Raw genomic sequence first — 11717 nt, 5'->3', positions numbered from 1 at the left:
AGCGTTAGCGCTTGCCCTTGACCATTTCCAGGAACGCCGGCATCACTGCGTCCTTGTCCGCCACGATCCGCGCCATGTGTGGATTACCCTGCAGTTTCTCCAGCAATGCCGCCGCCTGCGGGAAGTCCGCCAGGAAGTCGACGTTCAGCACCTTCTTGCCCACCGCGCAGGCCAGGTCGACCGAGAAGCAGAACATCAGGTCGGCGATGGTCAACTGCTCACCCGCCACATACGGCGCGAACTTGCCATTGCGCTTGAGGGTGGCGAAGCCCGCCAGCAGGTCCGCACGGGCACGTTCCTTGACCAGCGGTTCCACCGCCGCGCCGAAGAACGCCTCGGCGTAACAGGTACGCGCCGGCAGCTCGATGTACAGTTCGATCTCCCTGAGCAGCTCGCGCACCTTGGCCTGGCCGAAGGCATCGGTTGGCAGCAGCGCCTTGCCCGGCTGGGTCTGTTCGATGTAGTCGAGGATCACCCCGGTCTCGCTGATGAAGCCCTGCTCGGTCTCCAGCACCGGCACCTTGCCGCGTGGACTGATGGCCAACGCCTGTGGCACCTGACCGCCGAAGAACAGTACCTCCTCGAACGGCAGGCCTTTTTCCAACAGCGCCAGCTTGACCATGTTGTAGTAGTTGCTGACCGCGAATCCATGAAGCTTGAGCATTGAGGCAGCCTCCAGGGCCGTGAGGGGTTGGCTCGGCTGTTATAGACCCGTTCCCAGGCCAAGGCCAGCGCCATGACCGGCGTCGATGAGCAGGCATCGCCGAGGCAGGCATGGCACACTGTGCGCCTCACCACAGGAGCACCGCCATGAGCGAGCACGACGACATCGACAGCAACGACGAAGAGGCATTCACCGAAGCGACCCTCATCCAGGCGGTCGAGAACCAGATCGAAAGCGGCGAACCCGCGGCGGCCAAGGCCACCTTCAACAAGCTGACCCTGGTCGGCTACGCGCGCGAGGACATCCTCAACCTCATGGCCCATGTGCTGGCCGTCGAGATCGACGCCATGCTCGACGAGGACCGTGCATTCGACACCGCATGGTACGAAGCCGCCCTGCGTGCCCTGCCGGAGCTGCCACCTGAGGCGGATCAAGGCGACATCGAATAAACCTGACTACACTCCTGACTTCCATCCTCGTCTCGAAGTCAGGAGTAGCCCATGCCCTTCAACCCCGAACTGATCGCCGAACTGGAAGTGCTCTCCCAGTTCAACCTGGACAGTCACCAGGAAGGCATCAAGGTGTGCAGCGACGCCTCCCCTGCGTTGGTTGCCGCAGCCAAGCGCCTGCATGACAAAGGCCTCACTGACCAGCCCGACGGCGGCTACCTCACCAGCCTGGGCAACGATGCCGCAGAGAGTGTGCAGTTGCTGCTCAGGGTTCTGAAAACGCCTCAGCCGGCCTGAGTTCACCCCGTATCGCATCGCCTGCTTCGCCAGCAAGGCTCGCGCCTGCGGGGCCGAAGCAGGTGCCTGCGAAAGTTGATGACGACACAGGCGCCTGCAACCTGACGTCAAAAATCCATCAACCCCTTATCCGACCGCGCCACTCAGGCTAAACTCGCCACTGCCCCCCGGCCTGCCTGAGTGCGCAATGAACCACCCCCATGAAATCCGCCCCGATCTTGACCAAGGCATCGACCGCAAGGAACTGTCGAAGCTACGCGCACGCTTCCTGAAGATCAGCCAGGGTCGCCTGGAGCGGGCGCTGGAGGGGCTGTCCACCCGTCAGCAACAGGTCCTGACGCTGTTGCCGCTGTTCTTCCATGTCAACCATCCGCTACTGCCAGGCTACGTCTCCGGCACCACGCCCGCCGGGATCACAGGATTCGAGCCCGCCACCGAACTGCTGGCCGAAGCCCAGCGCCTGACTCGTTCGTTCACCTACAAGGCCCGCCACGGCAATCCGCCACAACCGATCCATGGCCTGTTCCTGATGGGCAGCCTGGGCACCTTGGCCCAGGCCGAGCAGAGCGACATGGACCTGTGGGTATGTCATGCGCCCGATCTGGGCGAACAAGCGCTCGGCGAGTTGCGACGCAAATGCCAGCTACTGGAAGCCTGGGCCGCCAGCCAAGGAGCCGAGGCGCATTTCTTCCTGATCGAGCCACAGGGTTTCGTCGAGGGTGAACGCGACAGCCAACTCAGCTCGGACGATTGCGGCACCACCCAGCACTACCTGTTGCTCGACGAGTTCTACCGCACCGCCATCTGGCTGGCTGGCCGAACCCCGCTGTGGTGGCTGGTGCCGGTCTATCAGGAACACGACTACCGACGCTATACCCAGACCCTGCTGTCCAAGCGCTTCATCCGCCCCCAGGACGGCCTCGATCTCGGCCACCTGGCCCATGTTCCACCGGGCGAATTCGTCGGCGCCGGGCTCTGGCAATTGTTCAAAGGTATCGATTCGCCCTACAAATCGCTGCTCAAGCTGCTGCTCACCGAGGTCTACGCCAGCGAGCACCCTGATGTTCGCTGCCTGAGCCTGGACTACAAGCAGGCGGTGTTCGCCAACTGCCTGGAGCTGGACGAGCTCGACCCGTATGTCATGGTCTATCGGCGGATCGAGCAGTACCTGCGCCAACGTGGCGAAAGCGCACGTCTGGAGCTGGTGCGGCGCAGCCTCTACCTGAAGGTCAACAAGAAACTTGGCGATACGGCGCGTACGCGCAATGGCGGTTGGCAACGGCGGTTGCTGGCTCGACTGACCGACGAGTGGGGCTGGGACGAACGCCAGCTGGCGCTGCTCGACAGCCGCAGCCAGTGGAAGGTGCGCCAGGTGGCGGTGGAGCGCCGTGAACTGGTGGCCGAACTCAACTACAGCTACCGCTTCCTCACCGAATTCGCCCGCCGCCAGAACGCCAGCAGCCGGGCCGACCAACGCGACCTGAATGTGCTCGGGCGCAGACTCTATGCGGCCTTCGAGCGCCGCGCAGGAAAGATCGAAGTGATCAACCCGGGGATCGCGCCGGACCTGGCCGAGGACACGCTCACCCTGGTCCACTCGCCCAACCGCAAGGAGCCCGGCGCTCATCACTGGGGGCTGTACAACGGCAATCTGGGCGTGCACGAGTGGGAGCACTTCAGCCCGATCAAGCGTTGCCGCGAGTTGCTCGAGCTCCTGGCCTGGGCACACCGCAACGGCGTGATCGACAGCAGCACGCGTCTGGCGCTGCACCCCGGCGCCAGCGACCTGAGCGAGTTCGAGCTGTTCAACCTGCTGGCCAGCTTGCAGCAGAGCATTCCATTACCGCTGGATACAGTCAGCGAGGTACGCCTGCTGCAACCGAGCGTCGCCGACGAGATCCTGCTGCTGGTGAACGTCGGTGTCGATCCGCTGCGCCACCACCGTGACCTGAACATCCTGATGACCACCGAGCGCACCGACTCGCTGAGTTATGCCGGGGTACGCGAAAACCTGGTACTGACTCTCGACCAGATCACCCTGAACAGCTGGAACGAAGTGCTGGTCCAGCGCTACGACGGCGAGCATGCGCTGGTACGCTGCCTGCGCGACTTCCTCAACAGCCTGGGCCAGCGCAGCCAGCGACCGCGTCTGAAGGTACGCTGCTACTGCCACAACCGCGCCCAGGCCATCAGCCAACGGGTCGAGGAAATCTTCGAGACCACCCAGTCGCTGCTCGGACAACACCACGTCCACCGCTACCTGCTGCAAGTGGCCCAGCATATCCATGTGCTGGAACTGATCCCGGGACAGGTGACCCTCGCCAGCTTCGCCGACCATGATCAGGTCCTGGCCATGCTGGGCGAGGAGCGCAGCTTCTACAGCCCGCTGCATCTGGATGACAACGCCTTGCAGGATGGCGACTTGCCGCTGGTCCTGGCCCAGGGCGAGCCGGATGCCATCCAAGTGTTCTACCGCCTGTACGACGGCTGGGCCGATCTCTATGTGCTGGATGAACACAACGCCCTGTGGCAGCAGCGCTTGCCGTTGCAGGATGAACGCCACCTGCTGCTGCCGCTGCAGCGTTTCCTGCAGTCGATGCTGATGCGCCGCGATGCCCAGTTGCCGCTGGACAACCTGGCGCAGGCCTCGCTGGCGCTGAACTACAGCCAGTTGCTGCCGTCAGGCAGTGGCAAGGCGCGCGCCATCGAGCCACGCCAGGCCCCGCAGGACAGCCACAACCAGCCCTACTACGCGGTCCAGGCGATCCTCCAGGCAGGGGTGGGCAACGAGGTGCATGTCACGCTGTACTGCGACCAGCAGGAGTTTTCCCAACTCGAGCATGGCGAGCAGCTGTATACGGCGGTTGCCCAGCAGATCCTGCGCCAACGGCAGAGCGCCGGAAACTACCGCTGCTACATCACCGACCTGGACCTCTCTGAACTGCTAGGCGACGAGCCCGGTTCGACCAGCCTCTACCTGCGCTACAAACGCCAGCTGGAGCAGGCCCTCAACGACGGCCTGGAACGCTTGCAGGCAACCTTCGAGCCCTGAAAAGGCTTCCCATGGAAGAACTCGTTCCTGCTGCCCGGATCGAAAATGTAGGACGCATCCTACGCGCTCCAACCTGATAAGGAGCGCAACATGAACAACGAAAACTGGATGACCGCACACCCGGAGCTTGGGCGCCTGCGCATTGACCAATTGATCCTGCCAGGCAGCCACGACTCCGGCATGGACAAGTTGGCACCCGGCTTCAACATCCCCCAGGAAGTCACCCAGGATGTGCCGTGCATCGAGCAGATCCGCAGCGGCATCCGCGTGCTGGACCTGCGTGTGCGAGTACATCGCTCATTCGCACCTGACCAACCTGAACGCTACCAGCTGTACCACCTGACCTCCTCGGGCCGCACAGTCTGATAGATGTCGTCATGGCACTCCAGGCGTTCTAGGAAAACCCTGCCAACGCCAGGGAAATCATCGTGCTGGACCTCCATGCGTTCGACGACTGATGGACGAAGTCGCTGCCGAAAACCGTTCCGCCTACCGCTGAGATCGATCCAGTGCGCCAAGTACAACAAGAGCATCATGACCCCCGACGACTTCAGCGACAAAATCGATGAATGGTTCGAGTCGAAGGACATGGACAGCTACATCCAGCACTTCCGGATCATCAATACCGACTGGGCGCTGCGCAGCAACCTGGTCGACAACTGCATCCATGCCTCAAAGATCGAAGTCGCCCGCCGCTTCCGGCTGGTATTCGACCGCCAGCAGCTCGAGCTTGAGGGTCTTGCCGCCCGGGGCCGGCCAGTCGATCTGGTCGCCCACCGACAGGCCGAGCAGCGCGCAGCCGATCGGCGCGAGGATCGAGACATTGCCCTCTGGCCCTGCATCCTTCGGGTATACCAGGGTCAGGTGGTAATCCTTGCCGCTGGCGATCTCGCGGCAATGCACCCGCGAGTTCATGGTCACCACGCCCGCTGGCACATCCTCGTGACCGACCACCTGCTCGGCGCGGTCAAGCTCGTCCTGCAGGGCGAGCACACCCGGCGTGCTTTCGTCGAGGCTGTCGATCAGGCGCTCGAGACGCTGCACGTCCAATCGGGTGAGGGTGAGGGAAGGCTTGGTGCTCATGATCCAGTCAGACTCCTTTGAACGGGCGGTTTTCTATCAGGCAGATAAAGCAAAACCCCGCCCAAGGGCGGGGTTTGTGAATGCTGTGGCGTCACCGACGCAGAACCTGACACTACCACAGCCGGGCAAATACTCAAGCCCGCACGGTCAACAGGGTCATGCCTGTCCCCGCGCTCCGCGGGCCTCGGCCTCGCGGCAGATCTGCCGGCGGCGCTCGTCGTCGGCCGCGCGCCACTCGCGGATATGCTCGACGTGGCGGTGGCAGCCGGTGCATACCTTGTGCTCATCCAGCCGACACACATTGATACAAGGTGACGGCACAGCGGGGCTGACGTTGCTGTAGAGCGGCTTGGCTGGCCGAGGCGGGTTGCTCATCTCAGATCTCGTCGAAGTCCAGCTTTTCGCCCGCCCGCTCCCAGACGATGCGTTCGAGCATCTCGCCAAGCAGTTCCTCGCTCTTCTCGCAGACCCACTTGCCGCTCTCTTCGTCGTAGTCGAAGTGGAAGCCACCGGACTTGTCGGCCAGCCACAGCTGGCGCAGCGGCTCCTGGCGACTGAAGATCAGCTGGCTGCCGTTGTCGAACTTGATGGTCAGGACACCGGCGGAGTTCTCCATGTCCAGGTCCAGATCGCTCTCGTCGAACAGGTCTTCCAGGGCCTGTTGGGTCGCGTCGACCAGATCGTGGAAACGCGCTTCGCTCAAACTCATTGCAGGGACCTCGAAAAATGGCTGCATACACGCAAGCCGGGCACGATACGGGCGCCGGGCCGGGAAAGCAAAGGGTAGCGCCGGGAACGGACTCGCCCCGCGCCGAGGTCGCCACCGCCCCGCAAGCATAGCCCGCCAGGCGGGCCGACCCTTGCATAGGCAATCAGGTGGTCGCTCGGTATACTCGGCCGCAATACTGCATATTTCCAAGGATTTCACCCATGAAGCGCCTGATTTCCTCCCTCGCGGCACTGGTCGCGGTTGCCTGCCTCGTTTCCGCCTGTGGCCAGAAAGGCCCTCTGTACCTGCCGGAAGACGGCAAGGACGGCAAAGGGCCGCGCAAGTCGCACCAGCACCAGGCTGCCAAGCCGGTCATGCAGCAACAGGAGCTTGAAGAGCAGCCTGAGCAGACGCCCGTGCAGTAAGGAAATCCAATGGACGCATTCAACTACCGCGACGGCGAGCTGTTCGCGGAAGGGGTGGCCCTGTCGGCGCTCGCCGAACGCTTCGGCACGCCCACCTATGTGTACTCGCGCGCCCATATCGAGGCCCAGTACCGCAGCTACACCGACGCCCTGCAGGGCGTCGAGCATCTGGTCTGCTTCGCGGTAAAAGCCAACTCCAACCTCGGCGTGCTCAACCTGCTGGCCCGTCTGGGCGCCGGTTTCGACATCGTTTCCGGTGGTGAGCTGGAACGTGTCCTGGCCGCCGGCGGACGTGCCGATCGCGTAGTGTTCTCCGGCGTCGGCAAGACCCGCGAAGACATGCGCCGGGCCCTGGAAGTCGGTGTGCACTGCTTCAACGTCGAGTCCACCGAAGAGCTCGAGCGCCTGCAGGTTGTCGCTGCCGAAATGGGCAAGGTGGCGCCGGTCTCGTTGCGGGTCAATCCGGACGTCGACGCCGGCACCCACCCGTACATCTCCACAGGGCTCAAGGAGAACAAGTTCGGCATCGCCATCGCCGACGCCGAGGCCATCTACGTGCGTGCCGCGCAGTTGCCGAACCTGGATGTGATCGGCGTCGACTGCCACATCGGCTCGCAGCTGACCTGCGTCGAACCTTTCCTCGATGCCCTCGACCGCCTGCTGGTGCTGGTCGACCGCCTGGCCGAGTGCGGCATCCATCTGCACCACCTCGACCTCGGCGGCGGTGTCGGCGTGCGCTACCGCGACGAACAGCCACCTGCACTGGCCGACTACATCGACGCCGTCCGCGCACGTGTCGGCAGCCGCGACCTGGCCCTGGTGTTCGAACCTGGCCGCTACATCGTGGCCAACGCCGGCGTCCTGCTGACCCGCGTCGAGTACCTCAAGCACACCGAACACAAGGACTTCGCCATTGTCGATGCGGCGATGAACGACCTGATCCGCCCTGCGCTGTACCAGGCCTGGATGGATGTCAGTGCGGTCACGCCGCGCCAAGGCGAAGGCCGTGCCTACGACCTGGTCGGGCCGATCTGCGAAACCGGCGACTTCCTCGCCAAGGACCGCGTGCTCGCGCTCGCCGAGGGTGACCTGCTGGCCGTGCGCTCCGCAGGCGCCTATGGTTTCGTCATGAGCTCCAACTACAACACCCGTGGCCGCAGCGCCGAAGTGCTGGTCGATGGCGACCAGGCCTTCGAAGTGCGTCGTCGCGAGACCATCGCCGAACTGTTCGCCGGCGAAAGCCTGCTGCCGGAGTAAGCCCATGCTGCTGCGCTTTACCAAGATGCACGGGCTGGGCAACGACTTCATGGTCCTCGACCTGGTCAGCCAGCACGCGCATATCCAACCCAAGCACGCCAAGCAATGGGGTGACCGCAATACCGGCATCGGCTTCGACCAACTGCTGATCGTCGAGGCGCCAAGCAACCCGGACGTGGACTTCCGCTACCGGATCTTCAATGCCGACGGCTCCGAGGTCGAGCAATGCGGCAACGGCGCGCGTTGCTTCGCCCGCTTCGTGCTGGACAAGCGCCTGACCGCGAAAAAACGCATCCGTGTCGAGACCAAGGGCGGCATCATCGAGCTCGATGTGCGCAACGACGGCCAGATCTGCGTCGATATGGGCCCTCCGCGTTTCGCCCCGGCCGAGATCCCCTTCGTCGCCGACCAGCAGGCGCTGAGCTACCCGCTGGAAGTCGACGGCCAGGTGCACCAGATCGCCGCAGTGTCCATGGGCAACCCACACTCGGTGCTGCGCGTCGACGACGTGCGCAGTGCCCCGGTCCATGAACTGGGACCGAAGATCGAGCACCACCCGCGCTTCCCGCAGCGGGTCAACGCCGGGTTCATCCAGGTGATCGACCGCCACCGCGCCAACCTGCGGGTATGGGAGCGTGGCGCAGGCGAGACCCAGGCCTGCGGCACCGGCGCCTGTGCCGCGGCCGTGGCCGCCATCGCCCAGGGTTGGATGGACTCCCCGGTCAGCATCGACCTGCCGGGTGGCCGCCTGAGCATCGAGTGGGCCGGCCCCGGAAAGCCGGTGTTGATGACCGGCCCTGCCGTACGCGTCTTCGAAGGACAGGTTCGTCTCTAAGCGAGTATCCGCCATGACCGATCAGCCGAACGTAGTACCCCAGCAAGCCACTGCGCTCGACGCCGAAGCGGTGGTCGCCTACCTGCGCGCCCATCCGACCTTCTTCGCCGAGCACGACGAATTGCTCATCGAGCAGCGCATCCCTCACCAGCGCGGCGACAGCGTGTCGCTGGTCGAGCGCCAGCTCACCCTGCTGCGCGAACGCAACATCGAGATGCGCCATCGCCTGTCGCAACTGATGGATGTTGCCCGCGACAACGACCGGCTATTCGACAAGACCCGTCGGCTGATCCTCGACCTGCTCGATGCCGGCAGCCTGGAGGACGTGGTAATCGCTGTCGAAGACAGCCTTCGCCAGGAGTTCCAGGTGCCCTTCGTCAGCCTGATCCTGTTCGGCGAGAACGCCGCGCCAGTCGGGCGCTGGGTATCCGGCGCCGAGGCCCAGCAAGCCATCGGTGGGCTGATCGGTGGCGGCAAGACCATCAGCGGCAGCCTGCGCGAGCACGAACTGGCCTTCCTGTTCGGCGACCAGGAGCACAAGGAAGTCGGCTCCAGCGCCATCGCCACCCTGGAACACCAGGGGCTGCATGGCGTGCTGGCGATTGGCAGCCGCGACCCGCAGCACTACAAGAGCAGCGTCGGCACTTTGTTCCTCAGCTACATCGCCGAAGTACTCGGGCGCGTGGTCCCACGCTTCACCCAGACCCTGCGCCCGGTACGCTGATGGAGCGCCAGCTGGAGGCTTATTGCGCGCACCTGCGCAACGAGCGCCAGGTATCGGAGCACACCCTGCTGGCCTATCGCCGTGACCTCGCCAAGGTCATCGAATTCTGTAACGGCCAGGGTATCGCCGGCTGGGAGGCGCTGCAGGTCCAGCAATTGCGCCAGTTGGTCGCGCGCCAGCACCACCATGGCCAGTCCTCGCGCAGCCTGGCGCGCCTGCTGTCGGCGGTGCGCGGCCTGTACCGCTACCTCAACCGCGAGGGTCTGTGCCAGCACGACCCGGCCAATGGCCTGGCGCCCCCCAAGGGCGAGCGACGCCTGCCCAAGGCCCTGGACACCGACCGGGCCCTGCAACTGCTCGACGGCGGTGTCGATGACGACTTCATCGCCCGCCGCGACCAGGCGATCCTCGAGCTCTTCTACTCCTCGGGCCTGCGCCTGTCGGAGCTGACCGGCCTCGACCTTGAGCACCTGGACCTGGCCGCCGGGCTGGTCCAGGTGCACGGCAAGGGCGGCAAGAGCCGTGTGTTGCCGGTCGGGCGCAAGGCTCGCGAAGCCCTGCAGGCATGGTTGAAGCTGCGCGGCATCGCCGGCCCACGAGACAACGCCGTGTTCCTCAGCCGCCAGGGCAACCGCCTGGGTAACCGGGCCATCCAGCTGCGGGTCAAGGCTGCCGGCGAGCGCGAGCTCGGCCAGCACCTGCACCCACACATGCTTCGCCACTCCTTCGCCAGCCACCTGCTGGAGTCGTCCCAGGACCTGCGCGCGGTCCAGGAAATGCTGGGGCATGCCGACATCAGCACCACGCAGATCTACACCCACCTGGACTTCCAGCACCTGGCCGCGGTGTACGACAGCGCCCATCCCCGGGCCAAACGCAGCAAAGGCACAGACTCATGAGCATCAAGCTGATCACCTTCGACCTGGACGACACCTTGTGGGACACCGCGCCGGTGATCGCCAGTGCAGAGAGCGTCCTGCGCGACTGGCTGGCCGCCAATGCCCCGGCGCTGGGCGCAGTGTCGGTCGAACACCTGTTCGCCATCCGCGAGCGCCTGGTGCAGGCCGAGCCGGGCCTCAAGCATCGCATCAGTGCCCTGCGTCGGCGGGTGCTGTTCCATGCCCTGGAGCAGGTGGGCTACAACGAGCAGCGGGCTCAGGAACTGGCCAACGAAGGCTTCGAGGTCTTCCTGCATGCGCGCCACCAGGTGGACGTGTTCCCCGAGGTGCAGCCGGTGCTGGAAATCCTGCGCCACCACTACATCCTGGGTGTGGTCACCAACGGCAACGCCGACGTGCGTCGGCTGGGCCTGGCGGATTATTTCCGCTTCGCCTTGTGCGCCGAGGACCTGGGGATCGGCAAGCCCGATCCGGCACCCTTCCTCGAAGCGCTGAAGCGCGCAGACGTGGAGGCCGGGACGGCCGTGCATATCGGCGACCATCCACGCGACGATATTGCCGGCGCCCAGCGTGCAGGCCTGCGCGCCGTGTGGTTCAACCCGCAAGGCAAGCCCTGGGCCGGTGAGCAGGCGCCGGATGCCGAGATCCAGCGCCTATCGCAGTTGCCCGACGTACTCGCGCGTTTGCGCTGACACATTGACGATGAGAGCCGCTCCTACAGGGGGCAGGTAAACCTGGCCTAGGCGACAGGCACAAAAAAGCCCGCAGCGACGGCGGGCTCTTTTGCATTCAGCCACTCAGATAGGGCGGCTGCCGTACTTGTTGTCCGGCTTCTTGGGCGGATCGGCGACCACGTTGGCCTCCACTTCCTGCACCTTGCCGCCGCGCGAAAGGAACTCTTCCATCGCCTTGGCCAGCGCGTCGCGCTCTTTCTGCTTGGCTTCCATGCTCGGCATCTCGTCTACCGAGACCGCCGCCTTGGATTTGCCCTTGGCCGCCGGAGCGGGGCTGCTGTCGTCGTCGCCGGAGTCTTCCGCGCCGTCGTCAGCCGCCGCTTCGAGGCCTTCATCACCCTCGTCTTCGTCGCCTACTTCGAGGTCATCATTTTCCAGATCGTCGTCGCTCATGTTCTACCTCATGACTTGCGAAAAGCAGGTTAGTTATAGACCGGTGCAGCCGTAGACCGGCAGTCACCAGTGAAAATTCAACTGGCCGTGGGTTGGCCACTGCCCTGGGTGTCCGCCCCCTCATGGAGGGCCCGGCACCCTACAGGCCCTGCTCCTGGCAAGGCCTGACGAAATCGTGTTTGACCCTTGCTGGCCA

At 64.5% G+C, this 11717-nt stretch carries 15 protein-coding genes; 10 read left to right on the top strand and 5 right to left on the bottom strand.

The window, feature by feature from the left end:
- Positions 1-4 precede the first annotated feature (4 nt).
- Positions 5-664, bottom strand: a complete 660-nt coding sequence (locus F3J43_RS19920; protein WP_166890783.1) for a glutathione S-transferase — start codon at positions 662-664, stop codon at positions 5-7.
- 146 nt (positions 665-810) lie between these two features.
- On the opposite strand from F3J43_RS19920, the gene F3J43_RS19915 reads away from it, so the two are divergent.
- The 4 genes from F3J43_RS19915 to F3J43_RS23860 all read left to right on the top strand — a co-directional run bounded on the left by F3J43_RS19915 (position 811) and on the right by F3J43_RS23860 (position 4828).
- Positions 811-1113 (top strand): hypothetical protein, encoded by a 303-nt coding sequence (locus F3J43_RS19915; RefSeq protein ID WP_166890780.1) that lies wholly within the window; start codon positions 811-813, stop codon positions 1111-1113.
- Positions 1114-1164: 51 nt separating this feature from the next.
- Complete coding sequence (locus tag F3J43_RS19910; protein WP_166890777.1) at positions 1165-1410, top strand: TIGR02647 family protein; 246 nt, start codon at positions 1165-1167, stop codon at positions 1408-1410.
- A gap of 187 nt (positions 1411-1597) precedes the next feature.
- Complete coding sequence (locus F3J43_RS19905; RefSeq protein WP_166890774.1) at positions 1598-4462, top strand: class I adenylate cyclase; 2865 nt, start codon at positions 1598-1600, stop codon at positions 4460-4462.
- Positions 4463-4552: 90 nt separating this feature from the next.
- Positions 4553-4828 carry a PI-PLC domain-containing protein gene (locus F3J43_RS23860; protein ID WP_205297989.1) on the top strand — a complete coding sequence of 92 codons (276 nt, stop codon included), beginning with the start codon at positions 4553-4555 and terminating at the stop codon, positions 4826-4828.
- 306 nt (positions 4829-5134) lie between these two features.
- Here the strand turns inward: F3J43_RS23860 and rnk are convergent, their stop codons facing one another.
- The 3 genes from rnk to cyaY form a co-directional block, all read right to left on the bottom strand.
- On the bottom strand, positions 5135-5545 hold the full coding sequence (gene rnk, locus F3J43_RS19895) for a nucleoside diphosphate kinase regulator (RefSeq protein WP_166891014.1): 411 nt from the start codon (positions 5543-5545) through the stop codon (positions 5135-5137).
- 156 nt (positions 5546-5701) lie between these two features.
- A complete protein-coding gene (locus F3J43_RS19890) occupies positions 5702-5920 on the bottom strand; it encodes a DUF1289 domain-containing protein (RefSeq protein ID WP_166890771.1) in 219 nt (72 codons plus the stop codon).
- 1 nt (position 5921) lies between these two features.
- Positions 5922-6254: an iron donor protein CyaY gene (gene cyaY / locus F3J43_RS19885; RefSeq protein WP_166890768.1), complete on the bottom strand. Its 333-nt coding sequence runs from the start codon at positions 6252-6254 to the stop codon at positions 5922-5924.
- Between the two features lie 221 nt (positions 6255-6475).
- Here cyaY and lptM point away from each other — a divergent pair, with 221 nt between their 5' ends.
- Genes lptM through F3J43_RS19855 form a run of 6 tightly spaced genes read left to right on the top strand, consistent with a single transcriptional unit; the run spans position 6476 to position 11086 of the window.
- A complete protein-coding gene (lptM, locus tag F3J43_RS19880; protein WP_166890764.1) occupies positions 6476-6679 on the top strand; it encodes an LPS translocon maturation chaperone LptM in 204 nt (67 codons plus the stop codon).
- Between the two features lie 9 nt (positions 6680-6688).
- Positions 6689-7936, top strand: coding sequence for a diaminopimelate decarboxylase (gene lysA, locus F3J43_RS19875; protein WP_166890761.1), 1248 nt, complete (start codon positions 6689-6691; stop codon positions 7934-7936).
- 10 nt (positions 7937-7946) lie between these two features.
- A complete protein-coding gene (gene dapF, locus F3J43_RS19870; RefSeq protein ID WP_205297997.1) occupies positions 7947-8771 on the top strand; it encodes a diaminopimelate epimerase in 825 nt (274 codons plus the stop codon).
- A gap of 13 nt (positions 8772-8784) precedes the next feature.
- A complete protein-coding gene (locus tag F3J43_RS19865; protein ID WP_166890755.1) occupies positions 8785-9495 on the top strand; it encodes a DUF484 family protein in 711 nt (236 codons plus the stop codon).
- The gene (xerC, locus tag F3J43_RS19860; protein WP_166890752.1) at positions 9495-10394 is read left to right on the top strand and encodes a tyrosine recombinase XerC; all 900 of its coding nucleotides are present in this window, start codon (positions 9495-9497) and stop codon (positions 10392-10394) included. Before F3J43_RS19865 ends, xerC begins: the two co-directional genes overlap by 1 nt.
- Positions 10391-11086, top strand: a complete 696-nt coding sequence (locus tag F3J43_RS19855; protein WP_166890748.1) for an HAD family hydrolase — start codon at positions 10391-10393, stop codon at positions 11084-11086. Before xerC ends, F3J43_RS19855 begins: the two co-directional genes overlap by 4 nt.
- 105 nt (positions 11087-11191) lie before the next feature.
- Here the strand turns inward: F3J43_RS19855 and sutA are convergent, their stop codons facing one another.
- Complete coding sequence (sutA, locus tag F3J43_RS19850) at positions 11192-11521, bottom strand: dormancy-specific transcriptional regulator SutA (protein WP_134688994.1); 330 nt, start codon at positions 11519-11521, stop codon at positions 11192-11194.
- Positions 11522-11717 lie beyond the last annotated feature (196 nt).

Origin of the sequence: Pantoea sp. Cy-639, assembly GCF_011752525.1 — a bacterium.
GTDB lineage: Bacteria > Pseudomonadota > Gammaproteobacteria > Pseudomonadales > Pseudomonadaceae > Aquipseudomonas.
The sequence above is the reverse complement of the archived record's forward strand: the minus strand, read 5'-3'. Positions and strand labels throughout refer to the sequence as shown.